We start from the raw sequence: 25,865 nt of genomic DNA on the forward strand, positions 1-25,865 counted from the left end.
GACACTATTTACCATTATGGCATCCATAATCGGACACTGCGCCGTGGGCGCGACACTGGGCGTACTGCTGCTCCCCGAACGGCGCTACTGGCCCTACTGGCTGCTGGCCGCAGCCTGCGCTTTTCTGCCCGATGCCGACGTGATTGGTTTCAAGTTCCGCGTGGCCTATGGCAGCCTCTGGGGCCACCGGGGCCTGTCGCATTCGGTGCTGGCGGCCGTGGTAGTAGCAACGGCACTGGTGCTGCTGGTTGGGAGGCGGCGGGGGGCTCCTGCGCCGGGGCGGCTCTGGGGTTTACTGCTGCTGGCCACGGCCTCCCACGGGGTGCTCGATGCCCTGACAACGGGCGGGCTGGGCGTGGCCTTTTTCAGCCCGTTTGATACGGAACGCTACTTTTTTGAGTTCCGGCCGATTGCCGTTTCGCCCATTGGCGTGAAGAACTTCGTGGGCGAGTGGGCGGCCCGGGTTCTGCGGAGCGAGGCCCAATGGGTGCTGCTGCCGTGCGGGCTGCTACTGCTGGCGCAGGCAGCGTGGCGCCGGGCCTTTTAGGCACCTTAAATTTGGGGGCGCAGAAAAATTAAAACGGAAGTAAATCAGAACGTGGGCTTCTCCGTAGAAGAAGGTTCTACACTTCCCTCTCTATGGTATTTCGATACGCCCGCACGCTGCTGACGGGGTTGGGCCTGACGGCTTCCCTGGCGGCTTCCGCCCAATCTGCTGCCCGGCCGGCCCACAAGGTTTTCCTGCTGGGCAACACCGCCGGCCCCGACCTGCCCGCCAGCCACCTGAATGCCCTACGCCGCACCCTGGAGCAGCAAACCGGTCCGTTTACCGTGGTGCATTTGGGCGATGTGGTGAGCCATGAAGGACTGGGGGGCAAGCAGGATTCCAGCCGGGCCGGCCAGACCGAGCGCATCGATGCCCTGTTGGCCCTGGTGCAGGGGCTGCCCAATGGCAAGATCTACTTTATACCCGGCGACCAGGATTGGGCCAACTCCGGCCCCGATGGCCTCAAGCGGGTGCGGCGGCTCGAAAAATACATTGAGGAGCATAACGGGAAGCACACCTTCATCCCCGAAAAAGGCTGCCCCGGCCCCTACGTGGTCGATGTGGCCCCGCTCGTGCGGCTGGTGGCGCTCAACTCGCCCTGGTTCACCCACCCCTACGACAAGCCCGAGGCCCCTGACACCGACTGCTCGACCCTGACCCAGGAGGAATTCCGGGAGCAGCTCCAGGACGTGCTCGACGACACCAAGGGCCGCAACGTGCTGCTGGTGGGCCACCAGCCCGTCGTCAGCAATGGCGAATACGGTGGGCACCTGCCGGCGGGGCGCTACCTCTGGCCACCAGTGGTGGGGGCGCTCGATGCAGCCTACCGCCAGAACGTGGGCACCCCCCGCGACCTAGCCAACCCGCGCTACCAGCAGTTCCAGCGCGAAATGCTTAATACCCTGCGCGACCACCCCGGCGCGGTGTATGCCGCCGCCCACGACTACAGCCTCCAGCTAACGCCCCAGCAGGGCAGCTACCACCTCGTAGCCGGCTCGTTCGCCGAGTCCCGCTACGTAGCCGACAACCGGCTTTCTCAGTTCAATGCGTCAAAACAGGGTTTTTCGGAGATGGACTACTACGCCGATGGTACCGTGAAAACCACGTTTTTCACATTCGATGATAGTAATAGCAAGTCCAGCACTACCTCGGCGCGCAAAGCCTACGATGGCGTGATGGCGCCCAGCCCGGTGCAGGAAGCCCACTCGAGCACGTTGTTCCAGAGTGCCTGCCAGGAGCCGCGCCTGCCCAATGTGCCGGTCAACAGCTTTATCCCCGAGTGCCCGTCGGCGCCCCGGGGCGTGGCCGAGGTGAAGCCCGACGTGCCCTTCGTAGCGGTGCAAACGCTGCCGGCCGGAGCCCAGTACGGTGGCTCCCGCTCGTCGCGGTTCTGGCTTGGGCCGGCTTATCGTACCTCCTGGACTCAGCCCGTACAGGTGCCCACGCTTAACCTCGCTACCGAATCAGGCGGACTGCGACCCTTTGGGCGGGGCGGCGGGCGCCAGACGACTTCGCTCAAGCTCATTGGCGCCGACTCGTCGGAGTACGTCTTCCGATCGGTTGATAAGGATGTGACCAAGATTCTGCCGCCCGAGCTACGCAACTCCTTCGCCGCCGATGTGCTGCGCGACATCACGCCCACGGCCCACCCCTACTCGGCATTAGTTATCAGTTCGCTGCTCGACAAGACCGACATCATCCACGCCCGGCCCCGGCTGTTCGTGCTACCCGATAACCAGCAGCTCGGCCCCTACCGGGAGGATTACGCCGGCCTGCTGGGTACGCTCGAAGACCGTCCCCAGGACCCCAAATCCAATTTACAAGGGTTCGCGGGGGCCGATAACATTCGTCGCTCGTTCAGCTTTTTCCGCCAGCTTTACAAAGACAACGATAACCGCATCGATGCCGTGGCCCTGGGCCGCGCCCGGGCCTTCGATATGCTGGTAGCCGACTTCGGCAAGCACGAGGACAACTGGAAGTGGGCCGCCTACGAAGACGGCAAGAAGACCCTGTACAAACCCATTCCGCGCGACCGGGACCAGGCCTTTACGCTCTGGAATGGCGCGCTTACTTATGCGGCCAACCGCGAATGGGCATTGCCGAGTATCGAGGATTTCCAGGCGGAGTTTGGCGATATGAAAAGCCTGAACTGGCCTGCCCGCCACCTCGACCGGTTTCTGTTGCAAAGCCTGAACCGGGAGCAGTGGCAGGATATTGCCCGGTACTTGCAGGGGCAGCTTACCCCGGCCGCCATAGATGAGGCCACCGCCACGCTGCCGCCCGAGCTGAAAGCGCTATCGGCCGACGACCTGAACCGCAAGCTTAAGGCCCGGATTCAGGAGCTGCCTAAAGCCCTCGACCGCTACTACCTGCTGCTGGCCAAGCGCGTAGATGTGGTGGGCTCCAACAAAGCCGAGGTATTCCAGGTGAACCGCAAAACCGACGGCACGGTGCGGGTGCAGATGTTCGACAAGACCAAGGAGGGCGACGGCCCCGCCGGATCAGCCATCTTCGACCGCACTTTCCGGCCCGACGAAACTGATGAAATCAGCCTCTACGGCCTCGATGGCAAGGACGTGTTTACGGTGACCGGCAACGCCAACAAGAGCATTCTGGTGCGCGTTATCGGTGGAGCTGATAAGGACCGGATTACCGACGACTCAGGGGTGCGGGGCCTGCGTACGCTCACGAAGGTGTACGATGTGCCCGGCACCGACCTCCAGCTGGGCGCCGAAGCCGACAACCGTGCTTCTGACCGGCCGGACGTGAATGCCTATGACCGGGAGCAGTTCGAATTCAACTCCTATCGGCCCACCATCGGGCTGGGTTACAACCGCAACGACGGGTTCACGGCCAGCGTGGGGGCGTCGTTTCTGCGCCAGGGCTTTCGCAAGCCGGGCTACAAAAACCGCTACGATTTCCTGCTCGAAGGCAGCACCGGCGGCCAGCGCCAGTTCACGGCCAGTACCCGCCACCGCTATGCCATCGGCAAAGTCGATGCGGGCGCCTCGTTCAGCTACGGCAGCTACTTCCCGTTCTATAACTTCTTCGGCCTGGGCAACAACGCTAACCTCGATCAGGGTTTGTACGATAACCGGTTCTACCGCGCCCGCTACAAGGGCATCCAGCTCAACGCATTCCTGGAGCGCACGTTCTTCCAGCGCAGCATCCTGCGCGTGGGCCCGACCTACGAGTACTATAACAACGATTTTACGGCCGACAGCTTCCTGGGTACTTATCCTTCCCGTCCCGATAACCCTACTCCCGATCCACGCATCAATACCGACTTCCAACGCTTGGTAGGCCTGAATGCCCTGCTCGACCTCGATTTGCGGGACCGAAAAAGCTTCGCCCGGCGCGGAATACGCCTGCTGGCCCAGCACGACTCCTACCATCAACTTAGCGGCAACAAAGGCAACTTCGGTCTCACCCAGGGCTCGGCGACGTACTACGGTACGGCCCGCCTGCTGATTCCGGTGACGCTGGTGCTGAAAGGCGGTGGGGCCAAGAACTATGGCAACGACGACGACATTCCGTTCTACAAGTTTGCTAACCTGGGCCTGCGCGAGGGGTTGCGCGGCTTCTACCGCAACCGTTTCAGCGGCGACGCCAGCCTGTACTTCAATACTGAACTGCGCCTGGCCTTGGGCCGCGTGCAAACCTCCTTCGTACCCTTTTCCTACGGCGTGTTCGGCTTTTACGACCGGGGCCGGGTGTACTTCGAGGGTAATTCGCCCGGGGGCTGGCACCAGGGTTACGGTGCGGGCTTCTACATCGCCCCCGTATCCGAACAGCTGGCTTTCTCGGTTTCTTACCAGAAGTCGGTGGAAAACAACCTCCTGCAATTCGGCCTTGGTTTCCGAATCGACCAGTAGGCGTACTAGCTGAAAGAAGGTATGCCGCGCAAGCTGCTCCGTTTGCGGCATGCGCGGCATGGCCTTCCTTATTGGCCACGTCCGTTAGTCGCGCTACCGACCCCGAAAGCCTATATTTGCGCAACTTCCCCCCTGTCTACGCCCTGCATGGATTTTCCCTTACTCAAACTAGCTGCTATCGATATTGGATCCAACGCCGTGCGCTGCCAGATTTCGGCAGTCCTGCACCACGACAACCGGTACCGGCTCAAGCGAGTGGAGTACGTGCGCTATCCGTTGCGGCTGGGCGAGGATGTGTTTGCCACCGGTCGGATTTCAGCCAAGAAAGAGGCGAAGTTTCTCAAGTTCATGCACGCGTTGCGCCTGCTCATGGAGGTGCACGATGTAGCGGCCAACCACTACCTGGTGTGCGCCACCTCGGCCATGCGCACAGCCGAAAACGGGCCCGCCGTAGCCGAGCGCATCATGCAGGAGCTGGGCATGAGCGTCCGCATCATCGATGGTCAGGATGAGGCACTTTATATCAACCGGGTAATCGAGCACCTGCTCGAAGACAAGAAGCACTACCTACACATCGATGTGGGCGGGGGCAGCACCGAATTCAATATCTACCATAACCGCCGCAAAGTGGCCTCGCAGTCGTTTGAGGTGGGCAGCATCCGGCGCATGCAGCAGGAAGAGGCGGGCTTGAGCACCGAAGCCATGCGCGCCACCTGGCAGCGCATGGAGGACTGGGTCACCGAAAATGCCCGTCGCTACCACGTGTCGCGGGCCATCGGCACGGGCGGCAACATCAACAAGCTCTATAGCATGGCCCAGTCGGTAGCCCTCGACAAACCTGTTACCCGCAAGCGCATCGCCGCTTTGCTCGACCGCATCACCAGCATGAGCATGGACGAACGCGTCAACGTGGCCATGCTCAACCCCGACCGCGCCGACGTTATCGTGCCCGCCGGCCACATTTACGTATCGGCAATGGAGTGGGCAGGCATCCAACAGATGATCGTGCCCGATATCGGCCTCAAAGACGGCATGCTCCAAACCCTGTTTGAGGAGCATTTCGAGGAGTTCCGCGCCACCAACGACCACCGCCCCGGTGGCCCCACCACTACCGTACAAAGCCGCCAGCGGGAAGTGGAGTAAGGGTTTGAAGGGGAGAAAGAGAACGTCATTCAGAGTGAAGCGAAGAATCTCGCGTGCAATGGCAATCCTGCTACCAAGGTTACTATTGCACGCGAGATTCTTCGCTTCACTCTGAATGACGTTCTCTTTTATATCCTCACGTACCTTATGCCAAATCCGCCTCTTCCTGGGCATCGTAGCCGCTGCCCGCACTCATCGGAACTTCTTTTTGGTGGTGCTCGGCCTCGAATTCGACCTCGCCGAGCACGGGAGGCAACATTTCGGGCGTGATGACGACTACCTCCTCCTTGGGCTTGGCGTTGGCATCTTGGGAGGAAGCGCGGATGTTGGCCACCGATAGCCAGTCGTCGTAGAGGGCTTCCTGGGGCATCACCACGAGGCTACGGCTGTAGAACTCCTTGTGCAGGTCGGAAACGGCCTCGCCCTCGACGGGCGTACGGCGCACATAGGCCCCGTCTTCGCGCATTACGTAGGTGTTCTGGTTGTCCTGGAGGTTGTAGTAGAGGATGTTGATGGCCTCGCGCTTAAGTTGGGGGTTGGCGATGAGAAACAGTGCCTCCAACCGCCGCTCGAAGGAGCGCACCATCATATCGGCCGAGCCGGCGTACAATTTCGGCTTGCCCGCCTGATGGAAATAGAACATCCGGGCATGCTCCAGGTAGTCGCCCACGATGCTGCGCACCTCTATATTGTCGCTCAGCCCAGCCCGGCCCGGTCGCAGGCAGCAGATGCCACGCACGATAAACCGGATGGGCACGCCGGCCTTGCTGGCTTTGTAGAACTCGTCAATCATTTCCTTGTCTTCCAGCGAGTTCATCTTCATCACAATGCCGCTGGGCAGGCCTTTCTTGGCGTTCTTCACTTCCTCCCGAATCAGGCACACCAACTGCTGGCGCATGTCCTTGGGGGCCGTAATCAGGTACTCATACTCGTCGGGCTGGCTGTGGCCGGTGATGACGTTGAAGAATTCCGACACGTCGTGGCCATACACTTCGTCGGTCGTGAGCAGGCTCACATCGGTGTACACGCGCGAGGTCTGCTCGTTGTAGTTGCCGGTGCCCAAGTGCACATAGCGCGTCACTTTCTCGCCTTCGCGGCGAATAATCATGAGCATCTTGGTGTGGGTCTTGAACTTGCTGACCCCATAAATCACGAAGCAGCCGGCTTTTTCGAGCCGCGCCCCCTCCCGAATATTGCGCTCCTCATCGAAGCGCGCTTTCACCTCAAAGAGTACCGACACGTGCTTGCCGTTTTCGGCGGCCTTTAGCAACGCAGCCGTTACCCGCGAGTCGTCGGCGAGGCGGTAAATAGTTTGCTTGATGCCCAGCACGTGCGGGTCCTCGGCGGCCTGTTCGAGCAGCCGCACCACCGGATCGATGCTGTTATAGGGGTGGTGCAGCAGCACGTCCTGGTGCTTGAGGTAGTCGAACAGGTTCTCCTCCACCGTGTCGGGCAAGCTCAAGGGCGATACCGAGGCCGGCTGCTTGAAGCCCTTGCCCCGGAAATTAGGATGCTTCAGAATCTGAAACAGCCCTTTCATATCTAGCAATGAGTTGATAACGAATACGTTACCGTTATCGATATTCCACCGCTCGCGCAACACCTGCATGAGAAAATTGGAGGCGTTTGGCTCTACCTCCAGGCGCACTACCCGGCCTTTTTTGCGGGTTTTGAGGCCCACTTGAATTTCCTTGATGAAGTTGGCATCGATGTCGTCGGACTCTTCCAGCGTGAAGTCGCCGTTGCGGGTAATCCGGAACAGGTCGGCCGACAGAATCTCTACGTTGCGGAACAGCTTGGGCAGGTTGGCCCGCACGATTTCCTCGATGGGCACGAACAGCACCTTGTCGCGGCGCGTCAGCTCGAAAAAGCGCGACAGGTTCTGCGGAATCTGCACGAACGTAAGCCGTTCCTGCCCCTTCTCCATCTCGATGTCGCCCGAGCCCGTACGCGTGACCACCCCAAAGATGAGCATCTGGTTCATCATCATCGGGAAGCCATGGTACGAGTCGTACACCATGGGCGTGAGCAGCGGAAATACGGTGTTTTTGAAGTAGCCATCAGCCTTCTTCAGCTCCACTTCGGTTAGCTCATCCAAGCCCAGCACCTGGAAGCCGTTTTTCTCGAACTGCGGCTTCAAATCGTTCAAATATGTCATCGACTGGTCGTTGATGAACCGATGAGCGAAATCAAGCAACTTGCGCCGAAAAGGCATTTCACGCAGCCCCGAATAATCAACCCGCTCCTTCCCGTAATCGATATAGTTATAAAGCGAACCCACCCGAATCATGAAAAATTCGTCGAGGTTACTACTGGTAATGGCCATGAACTTGAGCCGGTCGAACAGCGAGCGGCTGGCGTCGCGGGCCTGGTCGAGCACCCGGTAATTGAAGCGCAACCAACTCAGGTCGCGGCTGATGTACTTGCTTTTACGGATCAGGTCAGCGGATTTGAAGATTTTCATAGAGGATGTAACTTAAAACGGCAAAATACAGGAAAAAGGCGCTGTTTAGTGTTTTGGAAGGCAGAAATGATGGGCTGTTGCCGCTATTATAACAGGCGGGCCCGATGGTTTGAGGCTGTGCTAGCGGATACTGCTTGTCAAATTGCAGCGGCACCAACTGGCCTCGCCCCGGCCGATCACCCACTCATAACGCACCTTCGACCACAACGAAGGTGATTTAGTTGCCTTAGTAGCTGTGGGCAGTTCTACAGAAGATAGCGGCAGGACGCGGCCGAAACCAACCATTTGATGCAAACCATACAACTTAAACTAAAGCAAAAAGCGCCAATCCGTAATGGAGTGGCGCTTTTTGCTTGAACTTTGCCTAGGACAGCGGTTGCGAAGCAGGCTACTTACACGTCCAGCTTGGCGTACTTGGCATTCTTCTCAATGAACTCGCGGCGGGGAGCCACCTCGTCGCCCATGAGCATAGAGAACAAGTGGTCGGCCTCAGCGGCCGATTCTACGGTCACCTGCTTGAGCGAACGGGTGGAGGGCTGCATGGTGGTGCTCCAGAGCTGCTCGGCGTTCATCTCGCCGAGACCCTTGTAGCGCTGTACGTTCACGCTTTCGGGCTTGCCCCGGCCCAGCTCTTCCTGGGCAGCAATGCGCTCCTCCTCATTCCAGCAGTAACGCTCCTCTTTGCCCTTCTTCACGAGGTAGAGGGGTGGCAGGGCGATGTAGATATAGCCTCGGTCGACCAGCTCGCGCATGTAGCGGAAGAAGAAGGTTAGAATTAGCGTTCGGATGTGGGAGCCGTCGATGTCGGCGTCGGTCATGATGATGACCTTGTGGTAGCGCAGTTTTTTGATGTTGAGCGCCTTGGCATCGGCCTCAATCCCATTTTCCGGATCGGCCGACACCCCGAAGCTCACGCCCAGAGCCGTAATCATGTTCCGGATTTCCTCGTTTTCGAGGATGCGGTGCTCCTGGGCCTTCTCTACGTTCAGAATTTTACCCCGTAGCGGCAGAATGGCCTGGAAGGCGCGGTTGCGGCCCTGTTTGGCGGTGCCACCGGCCGAGTCCCCTTCCACGAGGTAAATCTCGCAGATTTCGGGGTCCGATTCGGAGCAGTCGGCGAGCTTGCCGGGCAGCGAGGTAGAACCGAGCACGGACTTGCGCTGCACCATTTCGCGGGCCTTCTTGGCGGCAATCCGGGCCTTGGCGGCCAGAATCACTTTCTCCACGATAATGCCCGCTTCTTTAGGGTTTTCCTCCAGGTACTGGCTCAGGATTTCGCCCACCACGGTGTTCACGGCGCCGTTTACCTCGTTGTTGCCGAGCTTGGTTTTGGTCTGGCCCTCGAACTGAGGCTCCTGCACCTTCACCGAAATAACGGCCGTGAGACCCTCGCGGAAGTCCTCGCCCGAAATCTCCACTTTCGCCTTTTCCAGCTTGCCCGACTTATCGGCGTAGGCCTTGAGCGTGCGGGTGAGGGCCGAGCGGAAGCCGGCCACGTGGGTGCCACCCTCGTGGGTGTTGATGTTGTTGACGTAGGAGAAGATGTTCTCCTGGTAGGAGTTGTTGTACTGCAGGGCCACCTCAACCGGCGTGCTGCCTTTCTCGCTGATGACGTGGATGGGCGCGGGCATGAGGGCGTGGCGCTCGGTGCCGTCGAGGTACTGCACGAACTCGGCCAGGCCGCCCGTCGAGTAGAACTCCTCGCCCATGAACTCGGCCCCGTTCTCGCCGGGCTCGCGGCGGTCGGTGAGCGTAATGCGGATGCCGCTGTTGAGGTACGACAGCTCCCGCAGGCGCGAGGCGATGGTGGCGTACTTGTACACGTGCTCCGTGAAGATGCTGTCGTCGGGCAGGAACACCACTTCGGTGCCGTGCTCGTCGGTGGTCCCGATTTCCTTCACCGGGTACTGGGGTACCCCAATCTTGTAGTCCTGCTCGTACATCTTGCCGTTGCGGCGCACGGTTACCTTCAGGTCCTGGCTGAGCGCGTTCACGCAGCTCACGCCCACCCCGTGCAGGCCGCCCGATACTTTATAGGAGTCCTTATCGAACTTGCCGCCGGCGTGCAGCACCGTCATCACCACTTCGAGGGCCGAGCGGCCTTCTTTCTCGTGGAAATCGACGGGGATACCGCGGCCGTTGTCGCGGACGGTAACGGAATTGTTTTCGTTGATGGTGACGTGGATGGTGTCGCAGTGGCCGGCCAAGGCTTCGTCGATGGAGTTATCGACCACTTCCCACACCAGATGGTGAAGGCCCTTAATGCCGGTGTCGCCGATGTACATCGACGGGCGTTTGCGCACGGCTTCCAGCCCTTCGAGTACCTGAATGCTGTTGGCGGAATACTCGGCGGGGGCTACTTTTTCAGTGATTTCGCTCATGTTGCGGTAGGGTTCAGCGCGTAGTGCGTAAGTGAGCAAAGATACCGAAAAAATCCGGTTTTTGCCAGCGCCGGGGCCGATTCGACCCAGACAGATCAGGCAGCAAAAAGCCCGGCTTTCGCGTAGGAAAACCGGGCTTGAGTGGGTTGCTAAGGCCGAGTTTACAACACCTGCGCCCGCAGCTGGCTCACGCCGCTCCCCGATTCAACCTTCACCTGGTAAATACCCGCGCGCCGGCCGCTCAAATCGAGCGTGGCTCCGGTAGCCTGCGAAGCGTTCAGCGACTGGCGCAGCACCTGCCGGCCCAGCGCATCGAACACCGTGAGCGTGGCCGGGCCGGTATGGGCGACGGCGGGCCACTGCACCCGAAACTGGCCCGTGCTGCTGGGGTTAGGGCTTAGGCTGGCTCCCAGCACCAGCGTGGGGCTGCGGCTGCCCAGCACCGGGCTGGTGAGCTTATAAGCGCCCAGGCCAAGAAACGTCTGGCCATCGATGGCGCCGCTCCAGACGGCGGTCGGGCTGGCGGCATCCACGAACAGGTGGTTGAGGTTGTTTTCGAGGCTGATCCAGGTCTGGCCGTTGTCTTGGCTGTAGCTGGAGCCGGCGTCGCCGTTGCCGAAGTCGAGGCCCACAGATAGGTAGTTGCGGTTGCCCGGCACGCTGGTGAGGCCCCAGCCCCGCAGCGGCCCAGTGTAGGCCAGCGGAGCCCAGGTAGTGCCGCCGTTGGTGGTCTGGTAGAGCCGGTGCTGAGTGCCGTCAATGTCGCTAATCGTGGCCAAGCCATTCTGCTCATCGCGGAAAGCAATGTTCTCAATCAGGTCAGTGGCCACCCCGCGGGTCACGGTCCAGGTTGCGCCCTTATTGGTCGAGTGGAAAATATCGCCCTCATCATTAGGAAACCAGATGGAGTTACCACTCGCGGCGGGTGGCGAAAACGTGCCTAGCTCGTCGATGGTGCCGATGGGAACGTCGACCGGGCGGGTCCAGGTGGTGCCGCCGTTGGCGGTGTAGTAAATCTCCATGCCGCCCCCGGCGCGGCCGTCGGGGTCGCCTATCACCACGCCGTCGTTGGCATTGAAGAAGTGGATGGTATTGGGGTAGCTGGCCTGCTGGTTGAACATGTCGGCCGTGCTTTGCACCGTCCAAGTAGCACCGGCATTCGTGGTTTTAAGCACCCGGCAAGGGTCGGTGGCGTGCAGCGTCACGACCCAGGCCGTAGTGGCACTCACGGCCGACAGGCTCTGGATGGTTTCAGTTTGCGGGTCGATGCCCGGGATGGGGAGCACCGTCCAGTTTTTGCCCCCGTCGAAGGTGCGTGCTACCTCAGTGGCCGAGTTGCCGTTTTGGCTGAATAGGCCGCTGGACAAGGCCCAGGCCGCATTGGCGTCCACGGCATCCACGTACAGCGGCACGTTGTCGGGCGGGTTGAAGGTAAACGGCTGCACGGCCCACTGGGCCTGCACCGGCGAGGCCAGCAATAAGCCAGCAACGGCAAGAAGTAGCGGAATTTTCATAGAAATCACCAAGGGGGGGGAGAGGGAAAGAAAAACGCCAAAAGCTAGCCCTTGAATCCCGTGGCGGCGTTGCCCCGGCAGCAGTTACTAGCCATCGACCTATAGATCCAGGCGCGTAGTTTCGGCCCGTAAAAACTCCTCGAAGCGGGCTTGGAGCGTGAAAAACCGCTGAATCAGTTGCTTGCCTTCGGCCGTTACCTCGGCCCCGCCGCCGCGCTTGCCTCCGGCCTGGGTAAGTACCAGCGGCCGGCCGGCCAAGGCGTTGAGCGAGGTAACCAAATCCCAGGCCCGCTTATACGACATGCCCATTTCCTTGGCCGCCTTCGTGATGGAACCCAGGTTCTGAATCTGTGTCAGCAACTCCAGCCGACCAATGCCGATAAAACGCTCCTCGTCGGCGGTTTCCATCCAGATTCGGCCGGATAGCTGGAACTTCAGGTCGTCGCGTAGCAGGTTTCTCATACTCGCAAGATGTTAAAAACCGGCAAATTATACCACTGCCGGCGCGAGAAGTAAGGGCCATTTAGAATGGCGGCGGGCCGTCGTCGAAGTTGCTGCGGGGGAAGGGCTGGGCCGGTGGAGGCGAGTCGTTGTTGATGCGCGAGCCCAAACGGATGGTGTTGGGCGCGAAGCCAGTGGAGTCGTCGTCGAAGGTGCTGGTGGGAAAAGCGCTGGGGTTGAAGCCCGCGTCGCCGAAACTGCCCTCCCCATCGAGGTCGGCGAACTTGGTGAACTTACCGATGAACTTGAGTTGCACGGTTTCTAGGGAGCCGTTCCGGTGCTTGGCAATAATCACCTCGCCGGTACCCTGGGTAGGGTTACCCATTTCGTCCTCCGTAATCTTATAGTACTCAGGGCGGTAAAGAAAGATTACCATGTCGGCGTCCTGCTCAATCGAGCCCGATTCACGCAGGTCACTGAGCTGGGGCTTCTTGTCGCCGCCGCGGGTTTCTACCGAGCGCGAAAGCTGCGACAGAGCCAGCACCGGCACGTTCAACTCCTTGGCAATACCCTTGAGCGCCCGCGAGATGGAGGCAATTTCCTGTTCTCGGTTGCCCCCGCCCTTGCCGTCGGTGTTGCCGGTCATCAGCTGCAGATAGTCGATAATGATCATCGAAATATCGTGGTGGGCTTTCAGGCGGCGGCACTTGGTGCGTAGCTCCCGGATGCTGAGGCCGGGCGTATCGTCGATGTAAATCGGGGCTGAGGAGAGGTTGGAAATTTTGTGGTTGAGCTGGGCCCATTCGTGGTCGGCGAGGTTGCCTTTCTTGATTTTCTCCGAGTCCAGCTCCGCCTCGGCCGAAATCAGACGATTCACGAGCTGCAACGACGACATCTCCAGCGAGAAGATGGCCACCGGCTTCTTGAACTCGACCGCCGCGTTACGCATCGCCGACACCACGAAGGCAGTTTTTCCCATTCCTGGCCGAGCCGCAATTATCACTAGGTCAGAGTTTTGCCAGCCGCTCGTGACTCTATCCAAGGCTGAGAAGCCACTGGGCACGCCGGTCAGGCCGTCCTTCTGGTCCTTCTTTTCTTCGAGTTCCTTGATGGCCTTGCCCATCAGGCTACGCATATCGTCGAAGTTCTTACGAATGTTCGACTCCGACACCTCGAACAACGCCTGCTCGGTGCTGTCGAGTAGGTTGAACACGTCGGTGGTATCCTCGAAAGCATCGCGCTGGATGGTGCTCGCGATGTTGATGAGCTCCCGCTTGATGGCGTTTTCGGTGATGATGCGGGAGTGGTACTCGATGTTGGCCGCCGAGTTGACCTTGAACGTGAGTTGGGCTACGTAGTGCGTGCCACCGGCCGCCTCCAGCTCGCCCATCTCGCGCAGCTCGTGCGTAACGGTGAGAATGTCAATCGGTTCCGACTTATCGAACAGGTTGAGGATGGCCTTGAAAATGCGCTGGTGGCCGTCTTTGTAGAAGCTCTGGGGCTTGAGGATGTCAATAACAGTGGTTAGAGCATCCTTTTCGAGCATGAGCGCGCCCAGTACGGCGGCCTCCAGCTCCAGGGCCTGGGGCGGCAGCTTGCCAGCCGGGCCGCCCATGGGCAGGTGGGCCGGACGGCCATTCCAGGCGGCTTTGGCGCGCGAGCCAGCTTGCTTCAGGCGGTCATCCATCTGGTCATTCATCAATAGAGGTACACTACAAGGTAAGCAGGTTGGGTTGGTTTTCCGTCGAAATATATTCCGACTTCGTTCCGGTCGTTGGCCTGGCATTGGGCCAAAGGGGTGCAAAGCTAACGGCTGGGCCTTATAATCCTGGGACAGTAGTAAAGGTTTTTAACGACAACATGATAGAATAGCATTCCGGGCGCCGCCAGCATCCCGGGCGTTGGCAGCAAACCACCGCAGTCCAGCGCCAGCCACCAAGTTGCGTGCGCCGCGCGGCATAACGTTGGCCTGCAACCGCCGGATTTTACGCCTCACCACCCCAAATTACTACCTTTGCCACCCTTACTTTTCTGTTCCAAATGGCCGCGACACCCTCCTCCCTCCACCGCCTGCACCTGATTGCTACCGGGGGCAGCATTATGCACAACCTGGCGCTGGCTTTGCACCAGCGCGGGGCCCAGGTCACGGGCTCCGACGACGAGGTATTCGAGCCCGCCAGAAGCCGGCTGGCCGCCGCTGGCCTGCTGCCTGCGGCCGAAGGGTGGTTCCCGGAGAAAATTACGGCCGACCTCGACGCCGTTATCGTGGGCATGCACGCCCGCCCCGACAACCCCGAACTGCTCCGGGCCCAAGAACTGGGCCTGCGGGTGTACTCGTTCCCGGAGTTTATTTATGAGGCCTCGCGCGACAAGCAGCGCATTGTAATCGGGGGCTCGCACGGTAAAACCAGCATCACGTCCCTGATTTTGCACGTCTTGCGCCACCAGGGCCGCCAGTTCGATTACGCTGTGGGCGCCCAGCTCGAAGGATTCGACCTGATGGTGCAGCTCAGCGACGACGCGCCCATCATCATCATTGAAGGCGACGAATACTTGGCTTCGCCGATTGACCGGCGGCCGAAGTTTCATCTTTACCATCACCACATCGGCGTTATTTCGGGCATTAGCTGGGACCACATTAACGTGTTTCCAACCGAGGAAATCTACCGCGAGCAGTTCCGGATTTTCGCTGATATGACGCCCAAGGCCGGGGTGCTCATTTACGACCGCGACGACGAGCAGACCCAGTTGGTTACCGTGCCCAGTTCGCCCGACGTGAAATACATCGGATACGGCCCCCACGAGCATGTGGTGCGCGATGGCCAGACCTTTTTGCTCAACAAGAAGGATGAGGAAGTGCCAGTGAAAGTATTTGGCGAGCACAACCTGCGCAATATTTCGGCCGCCAAGGAAGTGTGCAAGCAACTCGGCATCAAAGGCAAGGAATTTTACGAGGCGCTGGCCAGCTTTAAAGGGGCGGCCCGGCGGCTGGAGCTGGTGCGCGAGGGCGCCGATTCTGTGGTGTACAAGGACTTCGCCCACGCCCCAAGCAAGCTCAAAGCCACGGCCACGGCCTTCAAAAAGCAATTTCCGCAGCGGCGGCTGGTGGCCTGCCTGGAGTTGCACACCTTCAGCTCGCTCAACCCCAACTTCCTACCCCAGTACGCCCATACCTTCGACGCACCCGACGTGGCGGTAGTCTACTTTAACCCGGCGGTGCTGGCCCACAAACGCCTGCCCGCTTTGCCCCCCGAGGCCGTGCAGGCCGCTTTCCAGCGCCCCGACCTGCGCGTGTTCACCGATAGCCGAGAGCTGGCCGCCTTCCTGCATGGGCAGGACTGGCAGCAAGCCAACCTACTGATGATGTCGTCGGGCACGTTCGACGGGCTGGATTTGGTAGCGCTGGCCGAGACAGTAGTGCAATAGGGGTACGCTGCAAGCATTTGCAGAAAACCTCCACTAAAAAGGCCCGCCAATTGGCGGGCTTTTTAGTATCTGAATGGCTAGAGCACCTCATCCGGCGGCGTGGCCGGCTCCGGGGGCACCGGGGGCTTGGGCTGAGTTCGCCGCTTGTCGGTCGTGACGAGCAGGGCTAAGGCCGTGAGCGAGAGGCGCAGAATCCATTTGCGGCTGAGCATAGTTAACGGCGGGCAAAAAAACTGTTGTTTTCTTCCACCGTTAGGTCGCAGCGGCTGCCACCCGAATTTTCCTCGCACGAAGAACCCACGATTTCGTTGCGCTCAAAGTTGAAGAAGCAAAACGTACAGCCCACACTGGTGATGATGTAACGCGGCGCGTTGGAACTCAAGTACAAACTTTTGTCGGTGGAGGACTTGAGCGGCAAGGCCATCGACCGAAACATTCCGTCGCGCAGGCCAAGGCCTACCAGATAGTAGATGGCCTTGTCTTTGGGCGTTTCCTGGACTTTGCGGATGATGGTTTTGTTGATGGACGTGCCATCGGCGAACTGGCGGGTAAAAGCAGCAGCCAACTCATCTTTGGGCACGAGGTAACGCACCTTTTCATCGACTACGACGGCCACTTGCTTGCTGGTTGCTTCCAGTTGCCGCCGGCTCAGGCCCTCGGGGTCGTTGTTGGGCGAGCTCATTTCGGGGAAGCCACGCTTGGTGGTTTCGCAGGCGCTCAGCCCACCCAATGCCAGTGCCCCGCCCATTAGCGGAATCAGTAAAAATCGCGGAAAACGAATCATTTCTCGGGTTAATGAACCTGCCCCTTAGCGGGGCTTGTAGTACTTACGGGCCTCGGGCAACTCCTTTTGGATGTCGGCGATGCGCGTACCGTTAGAGGGGTGCGTGGAAAGGAACTCGGGCGGTGCCGCCTGGTTTTCGCGCGAATCCATGCGCTGCCAGAACTGCACGGCTCCGTCGGGGTTATAGCCAGCCATAGCCATAAAAATCAGCCCCAAGTGGTCGGCTTCCGACTCTTGGTTGCGACCGTATTTGAGCAGGCCCAACGAAGCACCAGCCCCCACGGCCTGCATAAACACGTTTTGGGTGGCCGAGGGGTTCTGGCCCACGGCGGCCGATACTACGCCGCCCAAGCCCTGGGTGGCCATCTGCTGGCTCATACGCTCGGAACCGTGGCGGGCCACGGCATGAGCAATTTCGTGGGCCATTACTACGGCCAGGCCGTTTTCGTCCTGGGTGATGGGCAGGATACCGGTGTAAACGGCTGTTTTGCCGCCGGGCATAGCCCAGGCGTTCTGCTGCTTATCGTCCTGAATCAGATTGAACTCCCACTGGTAGCCTTCCAGCTGGGCCGACTGGCCTTGCTGGGCGAAATACTGCTGCACCGCTTGCTCGATGCGCTGGCCCACGCGCTTCACCATGGCCGCCTGCGCCCCACTGTTTACGACTTGGCTTGTGGCCAGCACTTTCTGGTATTCTTGGGCAGCCATCTGAATCATTTCCGGCTCGGAAACCAGGCTGAGCTGGCGGCGGCCGGTGATGGGAACCGTGGAGCAGGCGGCGGCCATGAACAGGCAGCTGGCCAGAGCGAAATTCTTGAGCATGGCGTAAAAAAAAGGAAAGAATAAGTAGAAAACCAATGCGGCGGCGCAATAAGCTAGCCCAGACATGGGCCTGCCGCGGTAGGGTGCTATACGTCAGCTACGGGCCAAAATGTTTGCTTTGGACTGGTAGCAACCAGAAAGTCCATCATTTTCGTACTCCCGGCCCACGAATTACCGCTACTTTTGAGGGGTCTGGCAGGTGACGGGGCGAAGGAACTGGGTGGAGGGGCTGTTATGCTGAACGCTTGGTGTCTTAAACCGGCAACCCCACCCCGCCACCTGCCAGACTCCACCAAACCAGTCTCTTACTATGAAAATCCTGTGTATTGGCCGCAACTACGCGGAACATATTGCCGAACTCCAAAACGAAACACCCTCGGCGCCCGTCATATTCGCCAAGCCCGATACGGCCCTGCTCCAGCGCAACCAGCCGTTCTTCATGCCCGATTTTTCGCAGGACATCCACCACGAAATAGAACTGGTGCTGCGGGTGTGCAAAAACGGCAAGAACATCGAGGAGAAATTCGCTCCCTCCTACTTCGACGCCATCGGGCTGGGCATCGACTTCACAGCCCGCGACCTGCAGAGCCAGTTAAAGGGCCAGGGGTTGCCCTGGGAACTGGCCAAGGGCTTCGACGGTTCGGCCCCGATTTCCCAGGAGTTCAAGCCAGTGGCCGATTTCGCCGATTTGGGCAACATCGACTTCTCGCTGGCCGTGAACGGGGAAGTGCGCCAGCGCGGTAACTCGGGCCTGATGCTGCACGATTTCAACAAAATCATCAGCTACATCTCGCGCTTCATCACCCTGAAAATGGGCGACCTTATTTTTACGGGCACCCCCAGCGGCGTGGGCCCGGTGCACATCGGCGACCAGCTTACGGGCTTTATCGGGGAGGAGAAAATGCTGGACCTGGCCGTTAAATAAGCTGTCAGTTTATAGTAGTTGGCTGCCGGCTTTCGTTGTGCAGCCGTATTTCCGTCGTCAGGTAAGTTCTATTCGTGAAAAAGCTAACAGCTCAACCCAAGCTGCCAACGCGTCAAACCCAGCAGCCAGCAGCCCAAAAAAAACGCCTCTTCGGCGTGGCGCTGCCCCTACTGCTGCTGCTTGGCTGGCAGCCTTCGGCCTGCCAGAGCCAGCAAACCGGTCCTAATGTGGAGCAGACGCCTGTGGCCACCCCCGGGGAAACGCCGCCCACGGCGGCCGCTAAAGCCGTCGTGCCCGCCGTGCCGAAAGGCTACTTCCTGTTCCCCATCAAACCCGGCCAGGAGAACTTTCTGGCGGGCAGCATGGGCGAGCTGCGGCCCAACCACTTCCACGGCGGCCTCGATATCAAGACCGACGGCCGGGTGGATTTGCCGGTCTATGCCTCGGCCGACGGCTACGTTTCGCGGCTCAAGCAAAGCAGCTTCGGCTATGGCAATGTACTCTACATCACCCACCCAAATGGCCTGACGACGGTGTACGGCCACCTCAACCACTTTAAAGGAGCCGTGGCCGACACGCTGCTCAGCCGCCAGTATCAGAAGCGCAGCTACGAGCTGGAGCTATTTTTTGAGCCCGGCCAGTTTCCGGTGAAACGGGGCGAGGTGGTGGCGCTGTCGGGCAATACCGGCGGCTCGGTGGGCCCGCACGTGCACTGGGAGGTACGCACCGCCGAGGGCCACCAGCTCAATCCGTTGCAGTGGGGAGGCTTCGCCGAAATTCAGGACCATGTGGCCCCCGTCGTGCAGGCCTTCGCGGTGGAGCCGCTGGGAATTGAAGCGCGGGTAGAAGGTCGGTTTGGCAAGCGCGTGTTCGTGCCCAAAGCCCCGCTCGCCGACGGCAGCTACGCCTGGGCCGATACCATTGCCGCCTACGGTACGGTGGGCTTGCTGGTGCAGGGCTTCGACCGGTTCGATAAGGTCTGGAACAAGAACGGCATTCAGCGGGGCCAGGTGCTAGTGAACGGTCAGCCGCTCTACGAGCACGTAATTGACGACGTACCCTTCCCCGAGGGCTCGCGCCAGATCAACCGCCACGTCGATTACGAGTGGCGGGCCATGCAGGGCCGGCAGCTCGAAAAGCTATTCGTGGATGACGGCAACGACCTGAGCATGTACACCACCGGCCCCGATAAAGGTCGCCTGCGGGTGGAAGCCGGCAAAACGTACGCCGTGGAAGTGCGCCTGAGCGACTCCTACGGCAACACGACGCCGCTGCGCTTCGTGCTGAAGGGTGAGGAGCCAGCCTACTTCAAGACCCGCTCGGCGGCCGTGAAGAAACCCGCTTTGAGCTACGATGTGAGCCGGAACCTGCTGGTAATAACGGCCCAGGACCCCGATACGGCGGCCGTGGGCGGCAACGTGACGCTAGTACGCGGCAGCCGCCGCCTCAGCCTGCGCCCCAGCTACACCGACCAGAGCCGCAACGTGTACCTCTACGACCTGCGCGCCGCCGGCCCGATTCCATCCGTTTCGGCAGCCTCAGCCAGCGCTTCAGCCGCGAGGCCCTGATTCCGGCGGGCCGGGAGTTCGGCTTTGCCACCGCCAACCTGAACCTGGGCTTCGGGTCGAAGACGCTCTTCGACACGCTGTACCTGCAAACCAGCTACAAGCAGGGCCTCTGGACGGTGCATTTGCCTCGTACCCCGCTCTACGAGTCGCTGGCCCTCACGCTGCGCCCCGAAACCCGTCCCGCCGATGTGCGCCGCACCGCTATTTACAGCGTCACGGCCAACGGTGGCAAAGGCTACGTGGGGGGCCGGTGGAGCCCCGATAGCACCACCATCACGGCCAATATTAAAACCTTCGGCCAGTTCCGCTTGCTCACCGATACCACTCCGCCCTCGGGCCGGTTGCTGAGCAAGGGGGCAGGCGGCGTGGTATTCAAAGTCGGCGACGACCTCTCGGGGTTGGCCAGCTACGAGCTGGAAGTGAACGGACAGTTTCATTTGCTGCGCTACGAGCACAAAAATGCTACCCTGTTCACCGAGCGCACCGACCGGCTGGGTCCGCCCCTACGCGGCCCCGCCACCCTGCGCCTCACCGACCAGGCCGGCAACGAGAAGGTGATTCAGGTGGTGCTGTAAGCAACTGCGAAGTGCTAGAAGTATTGCCGATGCAGCCTGCGGCCAGTGGCCCGCCGGAACCGCGCCCGCCGGCCCGCGTACACCTGAGCTCCACCAAGTCTTTCTTTGAAAATGCCCAATAACTTGCTCAAACGCCGCCAGCCAGTGCTGCTGGCCGCCGCCGCGGCCGTGGTAACTACCGGCGTGGCCGCTTACGCCTACTCGCGCCGCAAAACCCACCCCACCCTACCCACCGTGGCCCACGTCGACCTAGCACGCTACGCCGGCCTTTGGTACGAAGTGGCCCGGCTGCCCACCCGCTTCGAGAAGGGCTGCCAGCACGTAACGGCCGAATACAAGGTGCGGCCCGATGGCAAAGTATGCGTGCGCAACACCTGCCACCAGGGCAGCATCGGTGGCCCGGCCACCACGGCTACGGCCACCGCCCGCACCACCGACGCCAGCAATGCCAAGCTCAAGGTGCAGTTCTTCTGGCCTTTCGAGGGCGACTACTGGATTCTGGCCCTCGACGAAGCCGATTACCACTATGCCTTGGTGGGCGAGCCCAAACGCGAAAACCTCTGGATTCTGAGCCGTACTCCGCACTTGGAACTGACCCTGCGTAACCAGCTTATCGCCAAAGGCCGGGAGCGGGGCTTCCCGGTGGAGAACCTGATTTTCACGCCCCAGCCGATGGCCAGCAAGCCTTAATGTCCTATCGGTTGTGTTGAGGGGAGCGAGGAAATTGAAGGATTATCATGGTCCTTAGTTACCTAGCACCCCTCCGCATGGCAGCCCGGCGCACTCATTCACCGAGTCACTCATTCATTGTTTCACCTTATCTTCGCGGCATGGCAGTACCTCAAGCAGGCGAGCAGGCTCCGGCCTTCGAAGCGCCCGACCAGAACGGCACCCTTCACCGCCTTTCCGATTACCAGGGCCGTAAAGTGGCCCTCTACTTTTACCCCAAGGACAGCACCAGCGGCTGCACGGCCCAGGCCTGCGACCTGCGCGACCACTACCAGCAGTTGCTGGGGGCCGGCATCCAGGTTTTGGGCGTGAGCATCGATTCGGCCAAATCGCACCAGAAGTTCATTGCCCAACACGAACTACCCTTCCCCCTGCTCGTAGATGAGGAGAAGCAACTGGTGCAGAACTATGGCGTATGGCAGGAGAAATCCATGTACGGCCGCAAGTATATGGGCACCATGCGCTACACCTTCCTGATTGACGAAACGGGGAAGATCGAGAAGGTCATCACCAAAGTCGATACCAAGAATCACGCGGCTCAGCTGCTGTAAGTGCTTCAGAAGCCCCGCCTTCCGGCGGGTTTTTTTTTAGCTATTGGCTGCTGCTTGTACCCGCTAAGCTCTTGCCTGGCGAAAGCTATGAGCTAACAGCCAGTAGCTCCCAGCTCCCTCAAGGGTTCCTACCTTTGTCATCTTACTAAACTTCTAACCTACCGCATGGCCCAGCCGACTGCCTCCGAAACCCACGCCCCCGAAGCCACCAAATCGGTAGCCGAATTGCAGCAGATTGCCGCCCAGGTGCGCCGCGACATTGTGCGCATGGTGCACGCCGTAAACTCGGGCCACCCCGGCGGCTCGCTGGGCTGCACCGAGCTGCTCGTGTCGCTCTATTTTAAGGTGATGAAGCACACGCCCGAGCCCTTCGATATGGACGGTATTGGCCAGGATTTATTCTTCCTCTCGAACGGCCATATTTCGCCGGTGTTCTACTCGGTGCTGGCCCGCTCGGGCTACTTCCCGGTGAGCGAGCTGGCTACGTTCCGCAAGCTGAATTCGCGCCTGCAGGGCCACCCCGCCACCCACGAGCACCTGCCCGGCATCCGGGTTGCCTCCGGCTCGCTGGGCCAGGGCCTGAGCGTGGCTACCGGCGCGGCCCAGGCCAAAAAGCTTAATGGCGACGACCGCACGGTGTTCGTGCTCATGGGCGACGGCGAGCTGGAGGAAGGCCAGATCTGGGAAGCGGCCCTCTACGCCCCCCACCACAAAGTGGATAACCTGATTGCCTTCGTGGACCGCAACGGCCAGCAGATTGACGGCCCCACCGAAAAAATCGGTGGCCTCGGCGACCTGCGCGCCAAGTTCGAAGCCTTCGGCTGGCGCGTGCTCGAAACCGACGGCAACCAGTTCGAAACCCTGCTCGCCACCATCGAGGAAGCCCAGAGCCTGCTCGGCCAGGGCGTGCCCGTAATGGTGCTCATGGATACCCAGATGGGCTTCGGTGTCGACTTCATGATGGGCTCCCACAAATGGCACGGCGTAGCTCCGAACGACGAGCAACTGGCCACTGCCCTGTTGCAGCTGGAAGTAGAAAAAGCCTCGGATTATTAATCACACTGGTAAGAGAACGTCATGCTGAGCGAAGCCGGAGGCGGAGTCGAAGCATCTCTACCGCAATGCTAACCAATAGCACCGCAACGAAGCGGTAGAGATGCTTCGACTGCGCTCAGCATGACGTTCTTTTTCCCATTATTTCACCATCCAAACATGCGGCAGTGGCTGACGTTTCTGGGGTTGTTGCTGGCAGTGCTGCTGCCCGGGAACAGCCGTGCTCAGACGTCGCCCACCACCGCCCGCACCACGCGCATCCTGTTTCTGCTCGATGCTTCGGGCTCGATGCGGGCGCCTTGGGAAGGCGAGCAGCGCTGGGACGTGGCTAAACGACTGCTCTCGAAAATGGTGGATTCGCTCAATACCTATCCGCACCTGGAACTGGCGTTGCGCGCCTACGGCCACCAGCACGACAACAAGGAGAACAACTGCGAGGACTCGCGGCTGGAAGTGCCTTTCGCGCCCAAAAATGCGGGAGCCATCAAGGCCAGGCTCAAAACCATTCAGCCCCGCGGCAACACTCCCATCACCTACTCGCTGCTGCAATCGGCCCAGGATTTCCCGGCCGATAAATCGGCCCGTAACGTACTGATCCTGATAACCGACGGCCTCGAATCGTGCAAGGGCGACCCGTGCGCTACCTCGCTGGCCCTGCAGCGGAAGCGGGTGTTTCTCAAGCCCTTCGTGATTGGGATTGGGGCCGAGCGGGAGTTTGGTAAGCAGCTGGAGTGCCTGGGCACCTACTACAACGCAGCCGACGTCAGCACCTTCCGCACCATCCTCAACGATGTGGTAGCCCAGACGCTGGCCAAAACCACCGTGGCCGTGAACCTGACCGACGAGCGGGGCCGCCCCCTGGAATCGGACGTTAACCTGACCTTCCTCAACAACGTCACCGACCAGCCAGAGTACAACTACATCCACTACCGCGACGCCAAGGGCCAGCCCGATGCCCTCGACATCGACGCCCTCCAGAGCTACGACCTGGTGATTAACACCGTACCGCCGGTGGTAGCGGCCAATCTGGCCATTAAACCGGGCCGGGCCAACGTGCTTACGTACAAAACGCCCCAGGGCATGCTGCTACTCCAAAACCCCAACCTCTCGCCCAACCCCTACGGGCGGGTGCAGGCCGTGGTGCGGGCCCGGGGCAACCCCGAAACGGTGGTGGCCCTGCCCTTCGGGGCGCGGCAAAAGCTACTGGCCGGCGACTACGAAGTGGAGCTGCTGACCCTGCCCCGGCAGGTGCGGCGCATCAGCATAAAGCAGGGCCAGGAAACGGCCGTGACCTACGAAGCGCCCGGCATCCTCAACATCGTGTCGGACTACAAGGGCTACGGCAGCATCTACCGCCTCAACCAAGACGATTCCCAGACCTGGGTGTACAACCTGCCCGACGGCGGCAGCAGCAAAATCAACCTGCCCCTGCAGCCGGGGGCCTACCGCCTCGTGTTCCGCACGGCCACCGCTACCGGCAGCCGCTTCACCGATGTGCGCACCTTCACTATCCGACCCGGCCAGACCAGCTCGGTTAGCTTGTTCGGAAGATGAGGTGGAGATGCGAAACAGCAGTAAAAAGAACGTCATGCTGAGCGGAGCCGAAGCATCTTTACCGCTTCGTTGCAATGCTAACCCAGACATCAGGATTACCACTGCGGTAGAGATGCTTCGGCTCCGCTCAGCATGACCCGTTCTCTACTCCTTTAGATAGATAAGAAAAATCTCAGTCCCCCAGACCTTAAGTCCCCAACATCCCATAAAATGAAAGACTTTCCCTACACCGAATCGAAGGATACCCGCAGCGGCTTTGGTGCCGGCCTGCACGAGCTGGGCAAAACCAACCCCAACGTGGTGGCCCTCTGCGCCGACCTTATCGGCTCGCTTAAAATGGATGCCTTCGTGAAGGACTTCCCCGAGCGGTTCTTTCAGGTGGGCATTGCCGAAGCCAACATGATGGGCTTGGCGGCCGGCCTCACCATTGGTGGCAAGATTCCCTTCACCGGCACGTTCGCCAACTTCAGCACCGGCCGCGTCTACGACCAGATTCGCCAGAGCATTGCCTACTCGGGCAAAAACGTGAAAATCTGCGCCTCCCACGCCGGCCTCACCCTGGGCGAAGACGGCGCCACCCACCAGATTCTCGAAGACATCGGGCTGATGAAGATGCTGCCCCACATGACCGTCATCAACCCCTGCGACTACAACCAAACCAAAGCCGCCACCCTGGCCATAGCCGACTACGAGGGCCCCGTGTACCTACGCTTCGGCCGCCCCGTGGTACCCAACTTCACCCCCGCCGACCAGCAGTTTGAAATTGGCAAAGGCGTCCTGCTCAACGAAGGTGCCGACGTGAGCATCTTCGCCACCGGCCATTTGGTGTGGAAGGCCATCCTGGCCGGCAAGCTGCTGGCCGAGAAAGGCATCAACGCCGAAATCATCAACATCCACACCATTAAGCCCCTCGATGCCCGGATGATTCTGGAATCGGCCCGTAAGACGCGTTGCGTGGTAACGGCCGAGGAGCACCAGATGAACGGCGGCCTCGGCGACTCCATCGCCCAGCTGCTGGCCCGCGAGGAGCCCCTGCCCCTGGAAATGGTGGCCGTCAACGACTCCTTCGGTGAGTCCGGCACCCCCGACCAGCTCATGGAAAAATACGGCCTCAACGAAACGGCCATCGTGGCCGCCGTGGAGAAGGTAATGGCCCGTAAAGCCAAGTAGTTTTGTCGGGCACTTCCGGTTCAGCCGGGGCGTTGCGTATCTTTAAGAAACCCAAATAAGCAAGCCCATGGAAATCGTACTGGAAGTGCCCGACAAAGACGTGGCCCGCGTGCTGGAACTGGTGCGCGGTATCAAACGCGTGAAGGTGAAGTCGCCGAGTAAGGCTCCGACGGCGGCTGATTTGCGGCTGATAGAAAGTTTGCGGGAAGCTGGCCAGGAGTTAGCCCGGATCAAGCGGGGCGAGGAAGTGGGCCAAAGTTGGGAAGAACTCTACGCCGAACTGAAGGCGGAACAGGAGGTGGAACCAGGCCCATCAGCCGCTGAAGGCAGGAACTCGCAGTAG

21 protein-coding genes are annotated in these 25,865 nt (G+C 60.3%); 13 read left to right on the forward strand and 8 right to left on the reverse strand.

The window, feature by feature from the left end; genetic code table 11:
* Positions 1-16 precede the first annotated feature (16 nt).
* The 3 genes from CDA63_RS09810 (at position 17) to CDA63_RS09820 (ending at position 5,565) form a co-directional block, all read left to right on the forward strand.
* Positions 17-547, forward strand: coding sequence for a metal-dependent hydrolase (locus CDA63_RS09810; protein WP_088464277.1), 531 nt, complete (start codon positions 17-19; stop codon positions 545-547).
* A gap of 92 nt (positions 548-639) precedes the next feature.
* A complete protein-coding gene (locus CDA63_RS09815; RefSeq protein WP_088464278.1) occupies positions 640-4,422 on the forward strand; it encodes a BamA/TamA family outer membrane protein in 3,783 nt (1,260 codons plus the stop codon).
* Between the two features lie 147 nt (positions 4,423-4,569).
* Positions 4,570-5,565 carry a Ppx/GppA phosphatase family protein gene (locus CDA63_RS09820; RefSeq protein ID WP_088464279.1) on the forward strand — a complete coding sequence of 332 codons (996 nt, stop codon included), beginning with the start codon at positions 4,570-4,572 and terminating at the stop codon, positions 5,563-5,565.
* 145 nt (positions 5,566-5,710) lie between these two features.
* Here the strand turns inward: CDA63_RS09820 and ppk1 are convergent, their stop codons facing one another.
* The 5 genes from ppk1 to dnaB form a co-directional block, all read right to left on the reverse strand.
* A complete protein-coding gene (gene ppk1, locus CDA63_RS09825) occupies positions 5,711-8,029 on the reverse strand; it encodes a polyphosphate kinase 1 (protein ID WP_088464280.1) in 2,319 nt (772 codons plus the stop codon).
* A 392-nt stretch (positions 8,030-8,421) separates the two neighbouring features.
* Complete coding sequence (gene gyrB, locus CDA63_RS09830) at positions 8,422-10,410, reverse strand: DNA topoisomerase (ATP-hydrolyzing) subunit B (RefSeq protein ID WP_088464281.1); 1,989 nt, start codon at positions 10,408-10,410, stop codon at positions 8,422-8,424.
* 161 nt (positions 10,411-10,571) lie between these two features.
* On the reverse strand, positions 10,572-11,924 hold the full coding sequence (locus tag CDA63_RS09835; protein ID WP_088464282.1) for a T9SS type A sorting domain-containing protein: 1,353 nt from the start codon (positions 11,922-11,924) through the stop codon (positions 10,572-10,574).
* A 99-nt stretch (positions 11,925-12,023) separates the two neighbouring features.
* Positions 12,024-12,386, reverse strand: a complete 363-nt coding sequence (locus CDA63_RS09840) for a winged helix-turn-helix domain-containing protein (protein ID WP_242434630.1) — start codon at positions 12,384-12,386, stop codon at positions 12,024-12,026.
* Positions 12,387-12,447: 61 nt separating this feature from the next.
* Positions 12,448-13,980 carry a replicative DNA helicase gene (gene dnaB / locus CDA63_RS09845; RefSeq protein WP_242434634.1) on the reverse strand — a complete coding sequence of 511 codons (1,533 nt, stop codon included), beginning with the start codon at positions 13,978-13,980 and terminating at the stop codon, positions 12,448-12,450.
* Between the two features lie 425 nt (positions 13,981-14,405).
* Between dnaB and CDA63_RS09850 the strand changes: the two genes are divergently transcribed.
* The gene (locus tag CDA63_RS09850; RefSeq protein ID WP_088464284.1) at positions 14,406-15,791 is read left to right on the forward strand and encodes a UDP-N-acetylmuramate--L-alanine ligase; all 1,386 of its coding nucleotides are present in this window, start codon (positions 14,406-14,408) and stop codon (positions 15,789-15,791) included.
* A 77-nt stretch (positions 15,792-15,868) separates the two neighbouring features.
* On the opposite strand, the gene CDA63_RS21590 is transcribed toward CDA63_RS09850, so the two are convergent.
* From CDA63_RS21590 to CDA63_RS09860, 3 genes are read right to left on the reverse strand one after another with little or no spacing between them, the layout of a single operon-like run.
* Positions 15,869-16,003: a hypothetical protein gene (locus tag CDA63_RS21590; RefSeq protein WP_262490655.1), complete on the reverse strand. Its 135-nt coding sequence runs from the start codon at positions 16,001-16,003 to the stop codon at positions 15,869-15,871.
* 2 nt (positions 16,004-16,005) lie between these two features.
* Entirely contained in the window at positions 16,006-16,575 is a 570-nt protein-coding gene (locus tag CDA63_RS09855) for a hypothetical protein (protein WP_126546805.1), read from the reverse strand.
* Between the two features lie 24 nt (positions 16,576-16,599).
* Positions 16,600-17,397, reverse strand: a complete 798-nt coding sequence (locus CDA63_RS09860; protein ID WP_088464311.1) for a M48 family metallopeptidase — start codon at positions 17,395-17,397, stop codon at positions 16,600-16,602.
* 310 nt (positions 17,398-17,707) lie between these two features.
* On the opposite strand from CDA63_RS09860, the gene CDA63_RS09865 reads away from it, so the two are divergent.
* The 9 genes from CDA63_RS09865 to CDA63_RS09905 all read left to right on the forward strand — a co-directional run bounded on the left by CDA63_RS09865 (position 17,708) and on the right by CDA63_RS09905 (position 25,865).
* Positions 17,708-18,322, forward strand: a complete 615-nt coding sequence (locus tag CDA63_RS09865) for a fumarylacetoacetate hydrolase family protein (protein ID WP_088464286.1) — start codon at positions 17,708-17,710, stop codon at positions 18,320-18,322.
* A 74-nt stretch (positions 18,323-18,396) separates the two neighbouring features.
* Positions 18,397-19,890, forward strand: coding sequence for a M23 family metallopeptidase (locus tag CDA63_RS09870; protein ID WP_088464287.1), 1,494 nt, complete (start codon positions 18,397-18,399; stop codon positions 19,888-19,890).
* Positions 19,891-20,012: 122 nt separating this feature from the next.
* Positions 20,013-20,465, forward strand: a complete 453-nt coding sequence (locus tag CDA63_RS09875) for a hypothetical protein (RefSeq protein WP_088464288.1) — start codon at positions 20,013-20,015, stop codon at positions 20,463-20,465.
* A 111-nt stretch (positions 20,466-20,576) separates the two neighbouring features.
* Positions 20,577-21,155, forward strand: coding sequence for a lipocalin family protein (locus tag CDA63_RS09880; RefSeq protein WP_088464289.1), 579 nt, complete (start codon positions 20,577-20,579; stop codon positions 21,153-21,155).
* A gap of 140 nt (positions 21,156-21,295) precedes the next feature.
* Positions 21,296-21,745: a thioredoxin-dependent thiol peroxidase gene (gene bcp / locus CDA63_RS09885; RefSeq protein ID WP_088464290.1), complete on the forward strand. Its 450-nt coding sequence runs from the start codon at positions 21,296-21,298 to the stop codon at positions 21,743-21,745.
* 165 nt (positions 21,746-21,910) lie between these two features.
* Entirely contained in the window at positions 21,911-22,801 is an 891-nt protein-coding gene (locus CDA63_RS09890) for a transketolase (protein ID WP_088464291.1), read from the forward strand.
* Positions 22,802-22,957: 156 nt separating this feature from the next.
* Positions 22,958-24,352, forward strand: coding sequence for a vWA domain-containing protein (locus CDA63_RS09895; RefSeq protein ID WP_242434631.1), 1,395 nt, complete (start codon positions 22,958-22,960; stop codon positions 24,350-24,352).
* 210 nt (positions 24,353-24,562) lie between these two features.
* The gene (locus tag CDA63_RS09900) at positions 24,563-25,522 is read left to right on the forward strand and encodes a transketolase family protein (RefSeq protein WP_088464293.1); all 960 of its coding nucleotides are present in this window, start codon (positions 24,563-24,565) and stop codon (positions 25,520-25,522) included.
* Between the two features lie 67 nt (positions 25,523-25,589).
* A complete protein-coding gene (locus CDA63_RS09905; protein WP_088464294.1) occupies positions 25,590-25,865 on the forward strand; it encodes a hypothetical protein in 276 nt (91 codons plus the stop codon).

This window comes from Hymenobacter amundsenii (genome assembly GCF_002204745.1).
GTDB lineage: Bacteria > Bacteroidota > Bacteroidia > Cytophagales > Hymenobacteraceae > Hymenobacter > Hymenobacter amundsenii.